20 protein-coding genes are annotated in these 20,870 nt (G+C 61.4%); 13 read left to right on the forward strand and 7 right to left on the reverse strand.

Annotated features, from left to right (window positions below):
- Window positions 1-38: 38 nt before the first annotated feature.
- The 4 genes from M2A_RS08460 to M2A_RS08475 all read left to right on the forward strand — a co-directional run bounded on the left by M2A_RS08460 (window position 39) and on the right by M2A_RS08475 (window position 4,727).
- The gene (locus tag M2A_RS08460; protein ID WP_045445724.1) at window positions 39-1,265 is read left to right on the forward strand and encodes an acyl-CoA dehydrogenase family protein; all 1,227 of its coding nucleotides are present in this window, start codon (window positions 39-41) and stop codon (window positions 1,263-1,265) included.
- A 122-nt stretch (window positions 1,266-1,387) separates the two neighbouring features.
- Window positions 1,388-2,806, forward strand: coding sequence for a membrane-bound lytic murein transglycosylase MltF (gene mltF, locus M2A_RS08465; RefSeq protein ID WP_081875499.1), 1,419 nt, complete (start codon window positions 1,388-1,390; stop codon window positions 2,804-2,806).
- A gap of 80 nt (window positions 2,807-2,886) precedes the next feature.
- The gene (gene dusA / locus M2A_RS08470; RefSeq protein WP_045445726.1) at window positions 2,887-3,885 is read left to right on the forward strand and encodes a tRNA dihydrouridine(20/20a) synthase DusA; all 999 of its coding nucleotides are present in this window, start codon (window positions 2,887-2,889) and stop codon (window positions 3,883-3,885) included.
- A 2-nt stretch (window positions 3,886-3,887) separates the two neighbouring features.
- Window positions 3,888-4,727, forward strand: a complete 840-nt coding sequence (locus M2A_RS08475) for a sulfite exporter TauE/SafE family protein (RefSeq protein WP_045445729.1) — start codon at window positions 3,888-3,890, stop codon at window positions 4,725-4,727.
- Window positions 4,728-4,733: 6 nt separating this feature from the next.
- On the opposite strand, the gene M2A_RS08480 is transcribed toward M2A_RS08475, so the two are convergent.
- The 3 genes from M2A_RS08480 to M2A_RS08490 form a co-directional block, all read right to left on the reverse strand.
- On the reverse strand, window positions 4,734-5,162 hold the full coding sequence (locus tag M2A_RS08480) for a PaaI family thioesterase (RefSeq protein WP_147446259.1): 429 nt from the start codon (window positions 5,160-5,162) through the stop codon (window positions 4,734-4,736).
- A 40-nt stretch (window positions 5,163-5,202) separates the two neighbouring features.
- Entirely contained in the window at window positions 5,203-6,702 is a 1,500-nt protein-coding gene (locus M2A_RS08485; RefSeq protein WP_045445731.1) for a phosphomannomutase/phosphoglucomutase, read from the reverse strand.
- 123 nt (window positions 6,703-6,825) lie between these two features.
- Window positions 6,826-7,521: a retropepsin-like aspartic protease family protein gene (locus tag M2A_RS08490; protein ID WP_052379328.1), complete on the reverse strand. Its 696-nt coding sequence runs from the start codon at window positions 7,519-7,521 to the stop codon at window positions 6,826-6,828.
- A gap of 224 nt (window positions 7,522-7,745) precedes the next feature.
- Here M2A_RS08490 and cobA point away from each other — a divergent pair, with 224 nt between their 5' ends.
- Window positions 7,746-8,675, forward strand: coding sequence for a uroporphyrinogen-III C-methyltransferase (gene cobA / locus M2A_RS08495; RefSeq protein WP_081875505.1), 930 nt, complete (start codon window positions 7,746-7,748; stop codon window positions 8,673-8,675).
- A 1-nt stretch (window position 8,676) separates the two neighbouring features.
- Here cobA and M2A_RS08500 read toward each other — a convergent pair whose 3' ends face one another.
- Both M2A_RS08500 and M2A_RS08505 read right to left on the reverse strand, forming a co-directional pair.
- On the reverse strand, window positions 8,677-8,874 hold the full coding sequence (locus M2A_RS08500) for a DUF1289 domain-containing protein (protein ID WP_045445734.1): 198 nt from the start codon (window positions 8,872-8,874) through the stop codon (window positions 8,677-8,679).
- Between the two features lie 11 nt (window positions 8,875-8,885).
- Window positions 8,886-9,695 (reverse strand): adenosylcobinamide-GDP ribazoletransferase, encoded by an 810-nt coding sequence (locus M2A_RS08505; RefSeq protein WP_045445737.1) that lies wholly within the window; start codon window positions 9,693-9,695, stop codon window positions 8,886-8,888.
- A 163-nt stretch (window positions 9,696-9,858) separates the two neighbouring features.
- Here M2A_RS08505 and M2A_RS08510 point away from each other — a divergent pair, with 163 nt between their 5' ends.
- The 5 genes from M2A_RS08510 (at window position 9,859) to M2A_RS08530 (ending at window position 15,479) form a co-directional block, all read left to right on the forward strand.
- A complete protein-coding gene (locus M2A_RS08510; RefSeq protein ID WP_045445740.1) occupies window positions 9,859-10,851 on the forward strand; it encodes a nicotinate-nucleotide--dimethylbenzimidazole phosphoribosyltransferase in 993 nt (330 codons plus the stop codon).
- 36 nt (window positions 10,852-10,887) lie between these two features.
- Window positions 10,888-11,784: a LysR substrate-binding domain-containing protein gene (locus M2A_RS08515; RefSeq protein WP_045445743.1), complete on the forward strand. Its 897-nt coding sequence runs from the start codon at window positions 10,888-10,890 to the stop codon at window positions 11,782-11,784.
- 118 nt (window positions 11,785-11,902) lie between these two features.
- Window positions 11,903-12,769, forward strand: a complete 867-nt coding sequence (locus tag M2A_RS08520) for an enoyl-CoA hydratase/isomerase family protein (protein WP_052379329.1) — start codon at window positions 11,903-11,905, stop codon at window positions 12,767-12,769.
- 216 nt (window positions 12,770-12,985) lie between these two features.
- Window positions 12,986-14,179, forward strand: a complete 1,194-nt coding sequence (locus M2A_RS08525; protein ID WP_045445746.1) for an acyl-CoA dehydrogenase family protein — start codon at window positions 12,986-12,988, stop codon at window positions 14,177-14,179.
- Between the two features lie 169 nt (window positions 14,180-14,348).
- Window positions 14,349-15,479, forward strand: a complete 1,131-nt coding sequence (locus M2A_RS08530; protein ID WP_045445749.1) for an acyl-CoA dehydrogenase family protein — start codon at window positions 14,349-14,351, stop codon at window positions 15,477-15,479.
- 71 nt (window positions 15,480-15,550) lie between these two features.
- Here the strand turns inward: M2A_RS08530 and M2A_RS17320 are convergent, their stop codons facing one another.
- Window positions 15,551-17,122, reverse strand: a complete 1,572-nt coding sequence (locus M2A_RS17320) for a sensor histidine kinase (RefSeq protein WP_052379330.1) — start codon at window positions 17,120-17,122, stop codon at window positions 15,551-15,553.
- A 239-nt stretch (window positions 17,123-17,361) separates the two neighbouring features.
- On the opposite strand from M2A_RS17320, the gene M2A_RS08540 reads away from it, so the two are divergent.
- From M2A_RS08540 to M2A_RS08550, 3 genes are all read left to right on the forward strand, one after another.
- Window positions 17,362-18,174, forward strand: a complete 813-nt coding sequence (locus tag M2A_RS08540; protein ID WP_045445752.1) for a crotonase/enoyl-CoA hydratase family protein — start codon at window positions 17,362-17,364, stop codon at window positions 18,172-18,174.
- Window positions 18,175-18,358: 184 nt separating this feature from the next.
- Complete coding sequence (locus tag M2A_RS08545; protein WP_121878519.1) at window positions 18,359-18,655, forward strand: putative quinol monooxygenase; 297 nt, start codon at window positions 18,359-18,361, stop codon at window positions 18,653-18,655.
- Between the two features lie 59 nt (window positions 18,656-18,714).
- Window positions 18,715-19,923, forward strand: coding sequence for an acyl-CoA dehydrogenase family protein (locus tag M2A_RS08550; protein WP_045445755.1), 1,209 nt, complete (start codon window positions 18,715-18,717; stop codon window positions 19,921-19,923).
- Between the two features lie 82 nt (window positions 19,924-20,005).
- Here the strand turns inward: M2A_RS08550 and M2A_RS18170 are convergent, their stop codons facing one another.
- Window positions 20,006-20,863: an ABC transporter permease gene (locus M2A_RS18170; RefSeq protein WP_197052888.1), complete on the reverse strand. Its 858-nt coding sequence runs from the start codon at window positions 20,861-20,863 to the stop codon at window positions 20,006-20,008.
- Window positions 20,864-20,870 lie beyond the last annotated feature (7 nt).

The raw sequence follows: 20,870 nt of genomic DNA on the forward strand, positions 1-20,870 counted from the left end.
AGCCAAACCAAGAGACCCAAACAAAGAGGATTTGACCCATGGATTTCAACGATACACCGGAAGAAGCCGCCTACCGCGCCGAAGTGCGCAAATGGCTCGATGCCAATGCCAAGCGCAAGGCAAGCAAGAAAGACACGCTCGAGGCGCTGAGCGGCACAGACGCGCTGCAGCGCGCGAAAGACTGGCAGCGCAAGAAGGCCGAAGCAGGGTTCGCCTGCATCACCTGGCCGAAGGAATATGGCGGTCAGGGCGGCACCTCCATTCAGTCCGTCATCTATTCCCAGGAAGAAGCCAACTATCTGGTGCCCACGGGCTTTTATGACATCGGCCTTGGCATGTGCATCCCGACCGTCCTTGCCTGGGGCACGGAAGAGCACAAGGCCCGCTATGTCGGCCCGGCGATCCGGGGTGAGGAAATCTGGTGCCAGCTCTTCTCCGAGCCTGCTGGCGGCTCGGACGTTGCCGGCCTGCGCACCCGCGCGGAAAAGGACGGCGATGAATGGGTGATCAACGGCCAGAAGGTCTGGACCTCGGGCGCTCATTATTGCGATTACGGCATCGTCGTCGTGCGTACCGACCCGACCGTGCCCAAACACAAGGGCCTGACCATGTTCATCGTCGACATGAAGTCGCCGGGCGTGGAAGTGCGTCCCATCCGGCAGATGTCGGGCGAGGCGAACTTCAACGAGGTCTTCTTCACCGATGTGCGCGTACCCGATAGCGACCGTCTCGGCCAGCCGGGTGATGGCTGGAAAGTGGCGCTGACGACGCTGATGAACGAACGCCTGGCCGTTGGCGGCGGCGGCGGCGCGGACTGGTCCGAGCTTGTGGATCTTGCCCGTGACGCGGAACTTGCGGATGGGCCGGCCATCAACAACGGCGCGGTGCGCGAGCGCATTGCGCAATGGTATGTGGAAACGCAAGGGCTGAAATACACGAAATTCCGTACCCTGACGGCTCTTTCCAAGGGGCAGACGCCGGGACCGGAATCTTCCATCAGCAAGATCGTTTCCGCGCCCAAGATGCAGGAACTCGGCTCCTTCGCCATGGACCTGCAGGACATTGGCGGCATCATCCGCGACCGCGATATCTCCGCGCAGAACGCCACCTTCCAGAACCAGTGGTTCGGCGGCGCGGGCTACCGCATCGCGGGCGGCACGGACGAAATCCTGCGCAACATCGTGGCGGAGCGCGTGCTCGGCCTGCCGCAGGACATTCGTGTGGATAAAAACGTGCCCTTTAACGAAATGCCGAAGGGCAAGTAAGCATTTCTTCAACAAGCTGTGTAAAAGGCCCGCCTTTGGCGGGCCTTTTCATTTTTTTATTTTCCCCTAAATCTTCTCTCAGGCACACTTTCAGCACCTGACGGGCCAAGCGGGGGCATTGCGTGACACACGAGCATCATCGCCGCGAGCACGCGAAAGAGTTGCGGGCAAAGCTGCGGCCTTATCTTCCCTATTTTATCATCGCCGCATTGGTCCTCTGGGGCGTTCTCGACCTTTTGCTTTTTCATGACCGCGTGGACCCGAGCCTCCAGGCGATCGAGGACTCAGGCACGCTCGTCATTGCCACGGTTCCCGGTCCCACCACCTATTATGAGGGCAGGGAAGGACCGACGGGTTATGAATACGAGCTGACGAAAGCGTTGGCGAATGACCTTGGCGTCGAGGCCGAGTACCGGCTTTTTTCCAGCGTGCCCGATGTGCTTCTCGCGCTGAAGGAGGGCCGCGCGCATATTGCGGCCGCCGGTCTCACCGTTACCCCGGCGCGCGAGGCGCTTTATGCCTTTTCCCCCTCCTATCAGAGCGTGAAAGAGATTGTGGTTTGCCGGCGCGGTGGCCCGCGCCTGAAAAAACTGACGGATCTGGCGGATACGGAATTGGTGGTGCCGGCCGGCACCTCCTATGCCGAGCGGCTGGCGGAACTGCGCGAGAAAAGCCTGGCGGAGAAAGCCGAGTTCATTACCTGGCGGGAGTCGAATGAGACGACGGAAGCCCTCTTCGCGCAGATCGCCGATGACGAGATCGGCTGTACCGTTGCCGACACGCCGATCTTTAAGGTCAACCGCCGCCTTTACCCCGAGCTGCGCGCCGCGCTTGACCTCACGCCTCAGCGCGAGATTGCCTGGGCCTATGCCAAAGAGGCGGTGGTGCTGGGTGCTTATCTGGAAGAATGGTTTGCAAAGAAAAAGAAGGCCGGGCTCATAGAGCGGCTCGATCACCGCTTTTTCGATTACTTTCCCGAATTCGACTATGTGGACATTTCCCGCTTCCGGCGGGACATCGAGGAAAAGTTGCCCGACTACCGCGGCGATCTGGAAGATGCGGCAGACCGGTACGGTCTGCCCTGGCACTTGCTCGCAGCCATCTCCTATCAGGAATCCCGTTGGAACCCTTCCGCGCGCTCGCCCACCGGCGTACGCGGCTTCATGATGCTGACGCTCGCTACCGCCGAAGAGGTTGGCGTGGAAGACCGGCTCGACCCGGAAGAATCCATTGAGGGCGGGGCGAAATATTTCGCCGAGCTGATCGACCGTATCCCGGAGGATGTGAAAGGCACGGACCGCTATTGGTTCGCCCTTGCCGCTTATAATATGGGCATGGGCCATCTTTACGATGCCCGGCTTCTGGCCGAGCGGCGCGGGCTCAACAAAAGCTCCTGGACGGATTTGCGCGAGGTTTTGCCGCTTCTCATGGACCCCAAATATTACAAAAGCCTGCGCCACGGTTATGCGCGCGGGCGCGAGGCCCAGCGCTATGTCTCGCAGGTGCGCTCGTATCTCCACATTCTCGAAGGCGTGATTTAGCAGGAAAAGCGGCAAACCTGCTTAACCCGTGGGGCCGGGCGCGCTTGCCAGTGCCCCTCAAGGCGCGATAGAAGCCCCTCATGAGCCAGCTAAACCGCCTTTTCTCGGTTGCCCCGATGATGGAATGGACGGACCGCCATGAGCGGTTTTTCCTGCGCCTTATCTCGCGCCATGCGCTGCTTTACACCGAGATGGTGACCTCCATGGCGGTGCTGCATGGGGATAGGGAGCGTCTTCTGGGCTTTAACGAGGAAGAACATCCCGTCGCCCTTCAGCTTGGCGGCAGCGAGCCGGCGGAACTTGCCGAGGCCGCGCGCATCGGGGCGGATTTCGGCTATGACGAGGTTAATCTGAATGTCGGCTGCCCCTCCGGCCGGGTGCAATCGGGCAGGTTCGGTGCCTGCCTGATGAAGGAGCCAGAGCTTGTTGCGGCTTGCGTCGAGGCGATGCAAAAGGCGGTGACCGTGCCCGTCACGGTCAAATGCCGTCTCGGTGTCGATGAACAGGAGCCGGAAGAGGTGCTGCCCGCCTTTACCGCGCGTATGCGCGAGGCGGGTGTGCGCTCGCTCACCATTCACGCCCGCAAGGCCTGGCTGAAAGGGCTCTCGCCGAAAGAAAACCGCACCGTTCCGCCGCTTGATTATCCGCTCGTTCACCGCATCAAGCAGGAATTTCGGGAGCTGGAAATCATCATTAATGGCGGCATTCGCACGCTGGACGAAACCGCCGCCCAGCTTGCCCATGTGGACGGGGTGATGATGGGCCGCGCGGCTTATGAAACCCCTTATGAGCTGGCGGAAGTGGACCGGCGCTTTTTCGGCGCGAAGACGCCCGTCAAAAGCCGCGGCGAGATCGTGCGCGGCTTTTATCCCTATCTCGAGCGCCGCCTTGCCGAAGGCGTGCCGCTTCACGCCATGACACGGCATATTCTCGGCCTCTTCCAGGGCGTGCCCGGCGCGCGGGCCTGGCGGCGGCATTTGAGCGAAAACGCAGTAAAACCCGGTGCAGGAATATCGGTGGTCGAAGAGGCGCTCTCCTGCGTCGATGATCCGGTTCCCGCTGCCATGACGGAGGCATAAGCGTGGAATTCTTTGCGGATTATTCGGCCGCCGAGCTCGGCCTTTTCATTGCCGGGCTTCTGGCAACGGGCATTGTCGCGGGCATCATTGCCGGCCTCCTCGGCGTTGGCGGCGGCATCGTCATCGTGCCGGTGCTCTTTCATGTCTTCACCGCCATCGGTCTTGATGAGGCGGTGCGCATGCATCTGGCGGTCGGCACCTCGCTTGCCACGATCATCGCCACCTCCATCCGCTCCGTGCGCGCGCATCACAAAAAAGGCGCGGTGGACTGGGCGCTTTTGAAGCGCTGGGCCTTGCCCATGCTGCTCGGCGTTGCCGCCGGTACCTCCCTTGCCGCTTATGTGAACGGGGAAGTGCTAACGGCGATCTTCGCAACCGTTGCCTTGCTCGTCGCTTTCAACATGGCGTTCGGGCGCGATGATTGGCGTTTGGGCAGCGAGCTGCCCGGCACGGCGGGACAGGGGCTTATCGCCGCGATCATCGGCGGGCTTTCTTCCATGATGGGGATCGGCGGGGGAACCTTCGGCGTCACCGTCATGACGCTTTACGGCAAACCCATTCACCAGGCGGTGGCGACGTCTGCAGGCCTAGGCCTTCTCATCTCCGTGCCGGGCGCCATCGGCTTCGTCCTTGGCGGCTGGGGCATCGAGACTTTGCCCCCGCTCAGCCTTGGTTATGTCAATCTCATCGGCTTTGCGCTCATCGTGCCGGCAACGGTGCTGGCCGCGCCTTGGGGCGCTAATCTTGCCCATGCCATTTCGCGCGTCACGCTGGCCCGTGCCTTCGCTTTCTTCCTGCTCATCACGTCCTTGCGGATGTTCTACGATCTTTGGGCGGGTTGAGACCGCTCAGCGCGGCTGAATGATGGCCCAGGCGCCGCTTGCGCTCATGAGCAGACGCTCGCCCGCGCGCATTTCCGCCCGCAAAAAGCAGACGGCGCGGCCCATGCGCAAGACTTCCGCACGCCCTTCGATCCAGTCTCCGGCTTTCGCCGCGCCGATGAAATCCGATGTCAGGCTGATCGTCGCGCAGGGCTTGCCTTCAAGAGCGTGGAAAACGAGGCTGCCCATCATCGTGTCGGCGACGCTGGTCAACATGCCCCCATGCAGCATGCCGTATGGATTGCAGTGATGGGCGGCGGCGCGGAAGCCCCAGCAGGCTTTGCCCTCTGCTTCACCGGCACGCTGATAGAGCGGGCCGATATGCCGCTCGAAACTCACAATGTCCTGGCGTTCCAGATCGATCGGCTCGAACCCGGCCGGGATCTCATCCGTCATGGCGCTGCCCCCGCTTGCCGCTTTCACTTCAGATTTTGCCTCAGATTTTCTGGTCGTACTCACCGACTTCCGGCTGGGCGGAAAGGCGCGTGTCGATCTCGGTAAAGATCGCGCGCATGTTTTCCTCCGAGGTCGGGCTTTCTACCACCACCACAAGGCCGGGCTTGTTGGAGGAGGCGCGCACAAGGCCCCAGGTGCCGTCTTCCAGCACGATGCGCACGCCGTTGACGGTCACAAGCTCGCGGATTTTCTGGCCCGCCAGCATCTCTCCTTTGTCCGCCATGGCGGAAAAGAGCGTCACCATGCGGTCCACCACATCGTATTTCTTTTCATCGTCGCAATAAGGCGACATAGTGGGCGAGCCCCAGGTCTTGGGCAGGGCGTTTTTCAGATCCGCCATGCTCTTGTCCGGGTTGCGGTCCAGCATGTCGCAAATGGCGATAGCGGAAAGCGGCCCGTCATCATAGCCGCGTCCGATGGGCTGGTTGAAAAAGTAATGCCCGCTTTTTTCGAAACCGACCAGTGCGTTCAGCTCGTGCGAGCGGCGCTTGATGTAGGAATGGCCGGTCTTCCAATAATCGGTCTTGGCGCCGTTTTTCAAAAGCACCGGATCGGTCATGAAAAGCCCGGTGGATTTCACATCGACGACGAATTGCGCGTTCGGATATTGGGCGGAAAGATCGCGGGCGAGCATGACGCCCACTTTATCGGCGAAAATTTCTTCACCCTCATTGTCCACCACGCCGCAGCGGTCGCCGTCCCCGTCAAAGGCAAGGCCGACATCGGCGCCCGTTTCCAGCACCTTGTCGCGCAGCGCATGAAGCATTTCCATGTCTTCCGGATTGGGATTGTAGCGCGGGAATGTGTTATCGAGTTCGCAGTCGAGCGCGATGACTTCCGCGCCGATGGCCTCCAGCACGCGCGGCGCGAAGATGCCCGCCGTGCCGTTGCCGCAGGCGGCCACGACTTTCAGCTTGCGCTTCAGGTTCGGCCGGTTCGTCAGGTCCTCGATATAGCGCTCGCGCATATCTTCGATGAAGTGATAGGCCCCGCCGCTGCGTGTCTTGTAAGTGCCTTCGAGCACGATCTTCTTCAGCCGGGACATTTCATCCGGCCCGAAGGTGAGGGGGCGCTCGACGCCCATTTTAACGCCCGTCCAGCCGTTTTCATTGTGGCTTGCCGTCACCATGGCAACGGCGGGCACATCGAGCGCGAATTGCGAGAAATAAGCGACCGGCGACAGCGCAAGGCCGATATCGAACACCTCGCAGCCCGCGCCCATCAGCCCGTTCATCAGCGCCTGCTGGATCGAGCCCGAATAGCCGCGGAAATCGTGCCCGACGGAAATTTTCGGCTCGATACCCATTTCATGGATCAGCGTGCCGAGCCCGAGGCCGAGCGCCTGCACGCCGCGCAGATTGATCTGCGAGGGAAAGAGCCAGCGCGCGTCATATTCGCGAAAGCCGGTCGGGGCGACGAGCGGCGTCGTCTCGAAGGCTTCGGTATTCGGTTCCAGATCGGCGCGCGGTACGGGCAGCATGAAATCACATCCCCAGTGAACTGATGAGGGGCGCCGGACGGCACCCTGAAAGAGCCGGTAAGATACAGCGAAGCGGCAGCCGGTAACAGGGGCGAAGGCCGCCTTGCCCGCCGCTCTTTGAAATTATTGTTTGAGGATGAGCCGGCTGCCTTGCACTTCCAGCGAGCGCAATTGCCCCAGAAAGCTCATGCCGAGCAGTGACTGGTCGAGCCCCTGGCTCATCACCGAGGCGCGGACATTGCGCTGGGTGATCGGCCCAAGTTTGATTTCATCGAGCGTCACGCGCGCGGCAAAGGCAAGTCCGTTCGCCGTCTGGTAAGGCACGGTGTAGGAAAGCTCCTGCGGTTTGAAGCCGAGCCGGCGCGCATCTTCCATGGTCAGCGCCACATCGCTCGCCCCGGTATCGACGAGAAGGCGCACATGCGTGCCGTTGATGAGGGCGTCTGCCAGAAAATGCCCGTTCCGTGTCGAGGCAAGCGTGACGGTGCCCGGCCCTGTTTGCTGCGGGCTTGCAGGGGCAAGCTCGGAGCGCACCTGCGTGCCGAGCGAATAGAACACGTCCCGGTAGCCATAACCGATGATCAGCCCGAGCGCGATGGTAATCCAGATGAGGGCCTGTTTCAGCGCTAGACCCGCGCTGCCCCGCCAGCCGAGTACGAAGCTGCCCCCGACGAAGGAAAGCAGCGCCACAGCGTAAACGAGACGCATCTGCGCGTCCTCCTGGCCCAGAACGCCCGGATAACGCGAATGAAGCACATAAATCAGCGCGGCGAGCGCGAGGCCGAAAAGGCCGAGCCATGTCCAGCGATTGTCTCTCATGGGGTGAGTGTAGCCTCCAAATTATTGCCGTTTCTTTCCCGCTTTCGGGCGGATTTGAGCCTCCTGCGGTTTTCGTGATGCCGCACAGGCGGATTTTCCGGTGCTTTCCTGTTAAAGTGCCGGTCTGGCGCCAGTATCGCAGGGGCTTGCAAGGGGGAGGATAAGTCATTATTTACGTGGTGCAGCGTGAATTGATTTAATTCACGCAAATAATGAGTGAATTCATGGCGGCAGATATCATTCCTCTTGGTCCTTCTGGGGCGGGCGCGTCCGGTGCTCCGGCGCCTGAGAAAGGCGCAGAAAGCGCGCTCGGCCGCGCCGCTGAGGGCCTTGGCCTGCCGCGGTTTGAGCTGGGCTGGGTCTGGCTCGTCGGCGCCGGCCCCGGCGATCCGGGACTTTTGACGCTCCATGCCTGGAATGCCCTCTCTCAAGCCGATGTGATTGTATATGACGCCTTGGTGGATGAGGCGGTGCTGAAGCTTGCCTCGCCGAAGGCCACGCTCGAATATTCCGGCAAGCGCGGCGGCAAGCCGAGCCCGAAGCAGCGCGATATTTCCGCCCGCCTTGTCGAGCTGGCCCGCGCAGGCAAGCGCGTGCTGCGGCTGAAGGGCGGCGATCCTTTCGTCTTCGGCCGGGGCGGGGAAGAGGGCCTGGCGCTCGTCGAAGCCGGCATTCCCTTCCGCATCGTGCCGGGCGTTACCGCCGGTGTGGGCGGCCTCGGCTATGCGGGCATTCCCGTCACCCACCGCGACACGAACCACGCCGTCACTTTCGTCACCGGCCATACCGCGAGCGGCAAGGTGCCCGAACATCTCGATTGGGCGGCGATCGCCAAGGGCTCGCCCGTCATCGTTCTTTACATGGCGCTCGCGCATCTGCCGCGCATTGTCGATATCCTGCGCGAAAACGGACGCAGCGCCGATGAACCGGTGGCGCTGGTGCGCAATGCCACACTGAAAGATCAGGAAACTCTGGAAAGCGATCTGGGCAGCGTCATCGCCGATATCGAGCGCACGGGCTTCAAGGCGCCGGCCATTGTCGTCATCGGGGAAGTGGTGCGGCTGCGCCAGGGGCTCGATTGGCTGGGCGCGCTTTCCGGCAAGGTGCTCGATGCAAACCCGCTCGGCCTGAAAGCGGACCGCGACGCGGGATAAGTCAGGTCCGCTCGCGGATTTTAAAGCCCGCCGCTTTCATGCGCTCGGGCAAGGCGGCCATGATCTCGGCCCGCTCCGGCGCGCTATAGCCGCGCCAGCCGGCAATCTCTTTCAGCTTGCGCCCGCATCCCTCGCAAAGGCCGCTGCGCCCATCGACCGCGCAGACTCCGATGCAGGGGCTTTCGATTTCTTCCGCCATGGCTCGCCTCTCTATCCGGTGAGCACCATATAGCTCGCGGCCAGAAAGGCAATCTGGGTCGTCTCGCCGACAATGGCGAGGGAATTATGCAGAAACGCTTTGCCCCGGCGCACCGCAAGAATGCCGGACAGAATGACGCCGATGAAAGCGCCGAGCAGCCCGGCAAGCGCCGTCCAGACATAGAGCGTGAGAAAGGCGATGAGCGCGCAAAAGATCAGCGCTTGCAGCACCACGGTTTCTGCCGGCCGGTCCGGCGCGTCTTCATCCACATTATAGGCAAAGTGAAGCGCGCTGACGGGGCCGGTGTAACCGGCGGCGCTTGCCGCAATCAGCGCGGTAAGCGCAAGGCCCGCCCCGCCGATCTCGCCGAGCCCTGCAATCAGGCTGACCTTGGCAATGAGGATCAGCACCAGCGCGATCATGCCGGTGGGCGCCGCTTCCCCGCCCACGAGCCGGGGACCTTTGGACTGGCTCGCCAGCCGGTCAACGGCTTTGACGAAAGTGCGCTCGGAAAGCGCCCCCGTCGCCGTCACCATGAGCCCCACGGCAATTGCGCTGGAAACGAGGGCCGGCAATCCGATGCCGCTTGCCAGCAGAAAGCCGATCCCGCCGATGAGCCCGATCAAGGCCCCGGCGAAAGGATAGGCGCGCTGGGCGCGCGGCGGCATTTGCTCTTCCTCGGGCGGGCGCAGCCGGGTCAGCGCGGAAAGGGCGCTTTTAAAATCGGCGAAAAGGGCAGCCGGGTTCACGTCCTGCCAGTGACGGGGGCCCTGGCGCGGGTCTTGGCTGTTTTCGGTGTCGCTTTGGCGGTTGTGTGTCATACGCAATAAGGTATAGGAACGCCCTGCACGGCGTCGATCTTTCCCTTTTGTTTCTTCAAGGGATTTTGCGTCCCGTGTTCCAGATTTAGACAGGAATGCCGCCGATTCAAACTCTCCGCGCGGGGCGGAGGCGAGGAAGGTGGAAATCGGGACAGAGTTTCTTATGCGCGCAGCCAGCGGACTTCCCTTCGACGATATTCGAAATCTCCTCTCCGGACTTCCCGGCCCCGACAAGGAAAGATGGGTAAAGACCCGCGATGAAGCGGCGGCCCGCGCCTGGCCCGTCGCCGCCTTTGGCCGCCTGGCGCCCATGGCCGAATGGCTGGCCGCCTGGCAGGCGGAAGGCCCGATGGTGCTGCGCCCCTTGCTTGCCGTTTTCGCCTCGACGCACGGCGCGGCTGCCCGCGGCCTTGCGCCCGCCGGTGAGCCGGATACGCAAAAGCAGGTGGAGCTGATGGCGGCAGGCGGCGCACCGGTCAATCAGATCGCGCTCGACATCGGCATGGGGCTGAAAGTCTTCGACCTTGCGCTCGATATGCCGACGCCGGATATCGGCGAGGAAGACGCGCTGGATGAACCGGCCTGCGCGGCGACCATGGCCTTCGGCATGGAAGCGATTGCGGGCGGCGCCGACCTTCTTTGCCTCGGCGCGGCGGGAAGCGGCAACCGGGCGGTGGCCGCCGCTCTTGCCGCCGCGCTTTTCGGCGGCAGAGCGGAAGACTGGCTGGAAGGTTTGATGCCCGATATAGCCGATCCCGCCAAGGCTTTGGTCGAGGTGGCCCTGGCGCGCACCCAAGGTGACAAAGACCCGCTGGAATTGCTGCGCAAACTGGGCGGGCGTGAAATGGCCGCGATTGCAGGCGCCATTCTCGCCGCGCGCTATCAGCGCATTCCCGTGCTGCTTGACGGTTTCGTCAGCACGGCAGCGGCAGCGGTGCTCTTCAAGGCCAATCCGCGCGCGCTCGATCATTGCATGGCCGCGCATAGCGCGGGGCCCGCCCATGACCGGCTCTTGAAAGAGCTCGGCCTGAAGCCGGTGCTGAATTACGCTATCGAGGCCGAGCACGGGCTGGGCGCGGCGCTGGCGGCAAGCCAGCTCAAGCAGGCCGTCGCCATTATCCAGCAGACCGCGCCGCGCGAGGACGGGAATAACTGACCCGCACGCCAAGAGCGCTTGAAAGAGGGAAGGACTGTGAGCACGCCGCCCGAAGCATCGCCCTCCCGCCGCCTTCCCAGTCTTCTGGGTGTCGAGGCTTTTGTCGCGGTGGGCCGGGCGCAAAGTTTTTCCCGCGCTGCAGAGCAGTTGAACCTCACCGTCTCCGCGCTTTCCAAGCGCGTGGCGGGGCTGGAAGCGCTCGTCGGCGAAGCATTATTTTTGCGCAGCGGCGCCACGCTTTCCTTTACCCCGTGCGGCCTTTCGCTTTTTGCCGAGCTTTCTCCCATTGTCGATGAACTTGGCCGTATCCTCGCGCCGCCCGCCAAATCCGGCAGCGGCAAACTCGTTCTGCATCTGCCCACTTCGCTTGCCGCGCTCTGGCTCATCGGTGAGCTGAAGAATTTCCATGACACGCATCCCGGCCTCGATCTGAAAATCGAAACCGGCCCCCATGTCACGCGGCACAAACGCGGCGCGGTGGATGCCGCCATCCGCTACGGGCTTGGCAATTGGGAAGATGTGAAAGCGGAGCGGCTCATCGACGGCGCGCTTGCGGTCTTTGCCGTTGAGCCGCTGGATGGGGAAGCGCTGAGCAAAACACCGCTTCTCGGTGTCAGCGGCGCGGAAGATGCCTGGCATGGCTTCTTCGATGAGCTCGGTGCGTCTGCCGCGCCTTCAGAGCCCCACATTTTCGAGAATGCGCAATTGATGCTGGAGGCGGCGGCAAACGGTCTCGGCGCCGCGCTCGCCCCGCGCATTCTTGCTTTGCCGTATCTGAAGGCAGGCCGTCTTACGCAGGCGGCTTTGCCGGTGCTCGATCTTGGCCGCGCCTTTTACTTCGTTGCCGAGCCGCGCCGCTGGGAGGAAGAACCCATCCGGCAATTGCGCGAATGGCTTTGCACGCGCGCAAAGCTCAGCAGTAGCGCGCTCTAATATAGGCTGCCGCGCCTTTTCCAATTTCTCAAAGCTCCGTTGCCGTGAATTCGCGCGCCCTTGTCTGTCTTCCGCTTTATCCCGGACGCGGGACCTTTACAGCCAAAAGGAGAGCGTCATGGAAAATACGGCAAAGACCCCCGGCTACCGCAACCTCATCGAAAGCGCCATGCGCGATGAACGGGAGCTTGTCCGGGTGGACGTAGAAGCAGGGGTTGCCACCGTCACGATGGACGATCCGGCGAGCTACAATGCGCTGAGCGCGACGCTTTGTTATCAGCTGCGCGAACGCATCGAGGAAACGTTGCGCAGCCCGGATGTGGAGGTGCTGATCCTGACCGGGTGCGATCCGGCCTTTTCGGCAGGCGGTGATATGCGCCTTATGGAATTTGCCGACACGATCTTGAAAGAAGGGCGGGAAGGGGCCATCGGCATGTGGCGCTGGATCCGCTATCAGTTCGGCGGCGTGGCGCGGGCGCTGACGGGCAGCGACAAACTATGCATCGCCGCTTTGAACGGGCCGGCCGCCGGTGTCGGCCTTGCCTTTGCGCTTGCCTGCGACATCATTGTTGCTTCTGAGCGCGCGCGGCTCGTCACGGCCTTTGCCAAGATCGGGCTTCTGCCGGAGGTGGGCACGAACTGGCTCTTCTCGCGCCGCATCGGCCATCACCGTTTCATGGAGCTCTATTTGAGCGGGGAGGAACTTTCCGCCAGCCAAGCGCATGATTTCGGCCTCATCAACAAAGTCGTGCCGCATGAGAGGTTGGTGGAAGAAGCCCGCGCCTTTGCCGCCCGTGCGCAGGCGTTGCCCGAAGGGCTGCTGTCCATGGCAAAACCCCTCATGCGCCGGGCGGCGGATATGTCCTTTGAAGAAGCGCTCGCCATGGAGGAATATGCCGAGCCCATCTGCTTCACCACAGCGGCTCATAAAGAGGCGATTGCCGCTTTCATGAAGGCGCATGGCATCGGCAAAGGGCCGGTCTGACCCTGCGGCAAGCGCTGCGAAGATTTTTAGCGCGCGGCTGGATATTGAAAGCCGCCGGCTTATCTTTCTTGAAACCTGACACATTGTCAGTAAACTCACGGCCAATCGCCCGGCCGGGCTCCTTTTCCGGAGCCCCGGAGCCGTTTTCAGAACACGGGCAAAGAAACAAAGGAAACGCGGCGGCCCGCCGGGCGCCGGAAACTGGAGGTTGGTGCCATGGATATGAGCTTTTCCCCGGAAGAGATCGCCTTCCGTGACGAGGTCCGCGCGTTTATCGCGGATAATTATCCCCAAGAGCTGCGCGATCTGAAAACGCGCGGTGACATGACCAAAGAACAGATCCTGATGTGGCACAGGATCCTTTATAAGAAGGGCTGGATCGCTCCCCATTGGCCGGTCGAATATGGCGGCACGGGCTGGTCCATCACCCAGCGCTACATTTGGAACGAGGAATGCGCGCGCGCCGAAACGACGCCGCTTCTGCCGTTCGGCCTCTCAATGGTCGGCCCGGTGATTTACACCTTCGGCAATGAAGAGCAGAAGAAGCGCTTCCTGCCGGGCATCCTGTCGGGTGACGATTGGTGGTGCCAGGGCTATTCGGAGCCGGGCGCGGGGTCCGACCTTGCTAGCCTGCGCACGAAAGCCGTACGCGAGGGCGATCATTACATCATCAACGGCTCGAAAACCTGGACGACGCTCGCCCAGCATGCCGACTGGATGTTCTGCTTGGCCAAGACCGATCCGGACGCCAAGGCCCAGGATGCGATTTCCTTCTTCCTCATCGACATGAAAACGCCGGGCATCACCGTGCGCCCCATCATCACCATGGATGGCGGCCATGAGGTGAACGAGGTCTTCCTGGAAGACGTGAAAGTGCCGGCTGAAAACCTCATCGGTGAGGAAAACAAAGGCTGGACCTACGCCAAGTTCCTGCTCGGCAACGAACGCTCCGGCATTGCTGGCGTCGCGCGCTCGAAAAAGGCCATTGAGCGGCTGAAGAACATCGCCAAGGCGGAACTGGTGGACGGCGAGCCGCTGCTCGACCAGGAAGAGTTCTCGACCAAGATTTCCGAGGTCGAGATCGACCTGACGGCGCTGGAATTTACCGAACTGCGCACCTTGGCCGCCGAAAGCAAAGGCCAGGGGCCGGGGCCCGAATCGTCCATCCTCAAGATCAAGGGGACGGAGATCCAGCAGCGCATCACCGAGCTGACTTTGGAGGCCGTGGGCCATTATGGCTTCGTTTATGCCCCGCACGGACATGAACGGACGGGTAACGAATATGTACCGGGACCCGAATATGCCGCCGGTCAGTCGCAGAATTACTTCAATATGCGCAAGACCGCGATCTATGGCGGCTCCAACGAAATTCAGCACAACATTATTGCCAAAATGGTGCTGGGCCTCTAACAAAAGGGCCAGATCGCCCGGTCTCGCGCTTTAGCGGGCCGGAAAAAGAAATTGGCGTCCGGTCCCGCGCTGGGGCCGGTGCCAGCCGGCCCGCGAGGGGGCCCTTCGGGGCAGCGGAACCGAGACAAACAAACGCGCGTTAGGGCTATAACGCAGGGAAGGTAGCGAGATGGATTTTTCGTTTAGCGAGGAACAGACCCTGCTCCGGAATACGGTGCAGAGCTTCCTGCAGGACAAATACGACTTCGACACCCGCCGTAAGATCGTCGCGAGCGACGAAGGCTTCCGCCGGGATTATTGGCAGCAATTCGCCGAACTCGGTCTGCTTGCCGCGCCGTTCTCCGAGGAGATGGGCGGTCTGGGCGGCGGCGCCATCGACACCATGATCATCATGGAAGAATTCGGCCGCCATCTCGTCGTCGAGCCGTTCCTTGAAACCGTGGTGCTGGCCGGCGGTTTCCTGCGTGAAGGCGGCTCGCCCGCTCAGCAGGAAGAGCTGATCCCCGGCATCATCGGCGGTGAGGACATCTGGACGTTCGCCTATGCCGAGCCGCAGGGCCGCTACAATCTCGCCGATCTGAAAACGACGGCGAAGAAGGACGGCGACGGCTTCGTGCTCAACGGCTACAAATGCGTCGTGCTGGCAGCTCCCTGGGCCGACAAGCTGGTCGTGACGGCCCGCACCTCCGGCGGTCAGCGCGACCGTGACGGCGTTACCGTCTTCATCGTGGACAAGGGCGCCGATGGCGTCTCCACCCGCGACTACCCGACGGTCGATGGGCGCCGGGCATCGGAAATCACTTTCGAGAACGTCAAGCTGGGCGCCGATGCCGTGATCGGCGAAGTTGATAAGGGCCTGCCGCTCGTCGAAAAAGTCACCGACCAGGCCATCGCCGCGCTGAGCGCGGAAGCCATTGGCGGCATGAAAGAGCTGAACGAGGCCACCGTCGAATATTGTAAGACGCGTAAGCAGTTCGGTGTGCCGATCGGCAAGTTCCAGGTGCTGCAGCACCGCATGGTCGATATGTTCATGGCCTATGAGCAGTCCGTTTCCATGACCTACATGGTGAACCTGAAGGTCGAGGAAGAAGAAGCCGAGCGCAAGAAGGCGGCCTCCGGCGCCAAAGTGCAGATCGGCAAAGCCGGCCGTTTCGTCGGTCAGCAGGCCGTGCAGCTTCACGGCGGCATGGGCATGACGGACGAGCTGAGCGTCGGCCATTACTTCAAGCGCCTGACCATGATCGACACGCAGTTCGGCAATGTCGACCATCATCTCAAGCGTTATTCCAGCGCCGCCTAAGCGCGCCGCAATGATCTATCGGAAAGGCCGCCTCCGGGCGGCCTTTTCTTTGCGCAAGTGTGAGAGGCCGCTTAAACCGCAAGGCGGGACTGATCGCCTTCGAACCCGTCTTGGGACGCATCATGGGGCCGGCTGTATTTGTCGATAATGCGGTCCGCCGGGAAGATCGCCTCTGCCCGTGTGCCCTCGCCAAGCCGGCTCGTCAGGCGGAACTCGCCGCCATGCTCTTCCACGAGCCCTTTGACGATGGCAAGCCCGAGCCCGGTGCCCGAGCCCGGGTTCTTTTTACCGGCCGCTCCTTGCGCGAATGATTGGATGACGTGCTCGATCTCATCCTCGGCGATGCCGGGGCCTTCGTCATGCACGCCGATCATCAGGCTGCCATCACCCAGCCGCCTTGCCACCATGTAAACCGAGCGGCTAGGGGGGGAGAATTTCACCGCATTGGTCAGAAGATTGAGCCAGGTCTGCCGGATGGCGCGCCCGTCGGCTTTCAGAAGCGGCAAGGGTGTATCGAAATCTTCCACGATATGCACATCGTGCACGGCGGCACGCAGCTCCACGAGCTTGCGGCAATCGCGTGCCAGGATTTCGATCTCCAGCAGCTCTTCGGAAAAATCCATCCGGCCCGCCTCGATGCGGGAGAGATCGAGAATGTCGTTGATGAGGCCTAAGAGATGCTGGCCGCTTGAATTGATGTCGTGGGAATATTGCTTGTAATTGTCATGGGCGTGCTTGCCGAAAAGCTCCGAATGCATGACTTCCGAAAAGCCGATAATCGCATTGAGCGGTGTTCTGAGCTCATGGCTCATATTGGCAAGGAAGAGCGTCTTGGCGCGGCTCGCGTCTTCGGCCTTGCGCCGGGCAAGGTCCAGCGCCTTTTTCTCCCGCGAGAGCGCATCGATCAGCCCTTTGCGTTCATCGGCCAGATAAAATGAGCGCTGCAGGAAGTCGTTGACGAAGGCGCACATGCGCGAGAGCAGCGCGGTGAAGAGCACGAAGACCACGGCCCCCATCCAGTTGACCGGCTGGTCCGTCCATAAAAGCCTGAGGATCGTGGCGCCGCAGATCGGCGCGACGGTCGTATAAAAAGCGGGATGATAAGAGCAGCTGAAAATGGCAAGCGGAGCGGTGGAGGAAGTCAGCGCGGCGATGATCAACGCGTTATTGAGAAAATTGCCGTCCAGCCAGAAAACAAAGGCAAAGCTTGCCCAGGTAACGGAGACGGCGAGGCTCGAGGCTGCCAGCACAAAGTGCCATTGCCGCTCCCATTCGTCCGGAAAGTCGGTTCGCCTGGCAAGCTCGCCGAGAAACTTTTTGACCGTCAGATGATTGGTCATCATCACGATCATCATCGAAGCCCACCATAGCGCGGCATGCCAGGGGTTCACCCATTCGATGGCGAAGGAGGCGGCGAAGAAGGCAAGGGTGGGCGGGGCGAAGTAGAAGGCGCGCGATTGCAGCTCGGCAAAGACTCTCAGCTGCTCGGCGCGGATACGGGCGCCGCCCGCGGCAGATTTGGTGCCGGCGCCTGCAGTGCCGATGGCGGCGGTGTCCGCAACGGCGGGGATATCGGTGGTGGAGATATCGGTCGTGGCCGATTTGGGCAGAAATGCCGAAATCAGAACCTTGAACCGGTCCATCGGTAAACCCCCTCCCTGTTGCGGAATTGCTCCTTGGCGGAGCGTCGTCGTGCGGGCGCCAGCCTCGGCGAAAGTTCTTAACAAGCGCTTGGGGATTCAGATTAAAATTTATGAAAATTGACGCAGCGTTGCCGGGCGATTGGGGATAACTTGGCAAAATGATGCGTTTTCAAAGATTTACTCGAGCGGCCCCTGAAAGTGTATAAGGACGGTAACCAAAGAAAATTCAGGGAGGATTTATGCCCGCCATCTCAGACGCGCTGCTTTTCGAAAAGAACGGCCCCATTGTTACGCTCACCATCAACCGGCCGGATATGCGCAATCCGCTGGGCGAGCCGGAAGACGCGGATAATTTCACCGAAGCCGCGAACCGCATCAATGAAGACCGTGATGTGCGCTGCGTGATTCTGACGGGCGCAGGCTCCGCCTTTTCCGCCGGCGGCAACATCAAGGCGATGCGCGAGAAGTCGGATGCCTTTGACGGCCCGCAGATTGCCATCGCCGACAAGACCTACCGGCACCGCATTCACCGTATCGTGCGCGCTGTCTGGGGCCTTGAAGTGCCGGTGATCGCCGCCGTCAACGGCCCGGCCATCGGCCTTGGCAACGATGTCGCCTGCATGTGCGACACGCGCATTGCCTCCGACAGCGCGAAATTCGGCGTGACGTTTTTGAAGATCGGTCTCGTGCCCGGCGATGGCGGGGCCTGGCTCCTGCCCAAGATCATCGGCATGGCCCGCGCCGCCGAGCTTTTCTATACCGGTGACATTGTGGATGCGCAGACGGCGCAGGACTGGGGCCTCGTCTCCCGCGTCGTGCCTCATGAGGATCTGATGGGCGAAGCGCAGAAGCTTGCCGCCAAGATCTGCAATCAGCCCCCGGATGTGCTGCGCATGACCAAGCGGCTGATGCGCGCCGGCATTACCGGCACATTCGACACGGTGATGGACATGTCCGCCTCCATGCAGGCGCTGGCCCATGGCACCGAGGACCATATGGAAGCGCTCGACGCCTTTTTCGAAAAGCGCAAGCCGGAATTCAAGGGGCGCTGAGCGCCTGACCGTATTCGTCCAGCAGCTTGTCAAAAACGAACAGCGGAGGAGGGCGGCGGATTGCCGCTATCTCCTTTGCTTATTTGGCAAATCGGGCGGCAGGAAGCATTTGCCGCCGGGGCATCAACGCTCTAAATTGCCCCGCAACGAGATTCCATAATCAAAGAACAGGTGAGGGACAGTCATGGGTGTGATCGGTGTCGTCGCGACGATGAAGGTGCAGGCCGGTAAGGAAGCGGAATTCGAGAAGGTCTTCAAGGACCTGCAGTCCAAAGTGAAGGCGAATGAGCCTGGCTGCCTGCAATACGATCTGTGCAAATCGAAATCCAATCCGCAGACCTTCGTGATCATGGAGCAGTATGAAAGCCAGGAAGCGCTGGATGCCCATGGCAAGTCGGACTATTTCAAAGCGGCCTTTCCCGCGCTCGGCGCGGTGCTCGACGGAGCGCCCGGCCTTGAATTTCTCGACCGGATCGACTGAGGCGGCTCTTTAAGGGAGCCCGCTGCGGCACGGTTATATTTTAAAATTGGGAGACAGGTATGGACCTGACATTCAGCCCCGAAGATGAAGCCTTTCGCAAGGAAGTGCAGGCTTTCATCGCCGAGAATTTCACCGACGATCTGCGCGACAAGGTCAAGCGCACGAAGAACGGGTATCTCGATAAGGAAGATCACCTGAAATGGCAGAAGGCTCTTTATAAAAAGGGCTGGGCCGCGCCGAACTGGCCGGTGGAATATGGCGGGCCGGGCTTCACCCCCACGCAGAAATATATTTTCTCCGTGGAAATGGGCAAAGCCGATGTGCCGCACACGATCCCCTTCGGCATTACCATGTGCGCGCCGGTGATCATGAAATACGGCTCCCAGGAGCAGAAGGACTACTTCCTGCCGAAGATTCTGGCGACCGACATCTGGTTCTGCCAGGGCTATTCGGAGCCGGGCGCAGGCTCCGACCTTGCCTCGCTGCAGTGCAAGGCCGAGAACAAGGGCGATCACTACCTCGTCAACGGCACCAAGATATGGACCTCCGTCGCTCAGCATGCCGACTGGATTTTTTGCCTCGTGCGGACCTCCAATGAAGGCAAGCCCCAGGAAGGTATTTCCTTCCTGCTCATCGACATGAAAACGCCGGGCATCACGGTGGAGCCGATCGTCTGCCTCGATGGCACGCCCGCGCCGCACCAGGAAGTGAACCAGGTGTTCTTCGACGATGTGAAAGTGCCGATCGAAAACCGCATCGGTGAAGAGAACAAGGGCTGGACTTACGCGAAATATCTGCTCGAGTTCGAGCGGGGCAACGCTTATTCGCCCGGCCTCTACCACGCGCTGGCCGAGATTAAGGAAATTGCCGCCGAACAGGAAATGGACGGCAAGCCGCTGATCGAAGATCCGGAATTCGCCGCCAAGATCGCCGATTATGAAGCGCAGATCAAAGCGATGGAATTCACCGAGCTGCGCATCTTCTCCGCCCTTTCGGCGGGCAAGAATGTGGGCCCGGAATCCTCGCTTCTGAAATGCCGCGGCACCGAGCTGCAGCAGCGCGGCACGGAGCTGAAGCTGGAAGCGACGGGCATCTATGTGAACCCGTTCGTCGAAGACGCGCTTCTCAACACGAACGAGCCCGATATCGGCCCGGACTATGCCAAGACCGTGGCGCCTTATTACTTCTCGGTCCGCAAGACCTCGATCTTTGCCGGCTCGAACGAAGTTCAGCGCAACATCATGGCGAAAGCCGTGCTCGGCCTCTAAGGCCCCGCTGCATGAATTTGGGAAGGGCGGTGCCGCGGCGCCGCCTTTTCTTTTGAGCGCCGCCTTTTCATTTGGGTGATGTCTAGCGGTGTTCCGCCCGCTTGCCATAGGCCTGCGTGATCCGGTCGAAGACGATGGCAAGAAGCACGATGGCAAGACCCGCCACGAGCCCGCGCCCTACATCGAGGCGCTGAATGCCGAGCAGCACTTCCTCGCCGAGCCCGCGCGCCCCGATCATGGAGGCGATGACGACCATGGAAAGCGCCATCATGATCGTCTGGTTGATCCCCGCCATGATATTGGGAAGGGCAAGCGGCAGCTCGATATCCCACAGCCGCTGCCAGCGCGTCGCGCCAAGATCGGCGGCGACTTCGGTGAAGCGGTCTTCGACGAGCCGGAGCCCCAGCTCCGTCAGGCGGATCAGCGGCGGTGTTGCGTAGATCAGCGTGGCGAAGAGGGCGGGCACCTTGCCGAGGCCGAACAGCATGAGCGCGGGAATGAGATAGACGAAACTCGGCAATGTCTGCATCGCATCGAGGATCGGGCGGGCGATAATCCGTGCGCGGTGCGAGCGGGCAAGGCCGATCCCCGCCGGAAGCCCTATGAGCACGGCAAAGAAAACCGAAACGGCGGTTAGTGCCAGCGTCTGCATCGCAAGGTCCCAAAGCCCGAGTATGCCGACGAGGAAAAAGAGCCCGGCGAAAAGCGGCGGCGCTGCCCAGTGGCGCATTGCGTGATAGCCTGTTGCTGCGGCGAGCAGCAGTACGAGCCACCAGGGCAGCGCTTTCAGTGCGGTTTCGACGGCGAGAATGATGGCAAGAAGGCCGGTGCTCACCGCCTCGAAGAAACCGCCATAGTTGCGCACTAGCGCGCGGGTGGCGGCGTTGATGGGCTCATCGAGTGACAGTTCCAGAAATTCCGGAAAGCTGCTTTCTGGCATACGCGCC

Origin of the sequence: Tepidicaulis marinus, from assembly GCF_000739695.1 — a bacterium.
Taxonomy (GTDB): domain Bacteria; phylum Pseudomonadota; class Alphaproteobacteria; order Parvibaculales; family Parvibaculaceae; genus Tepidicaulis; species Tepidicaulis marinus.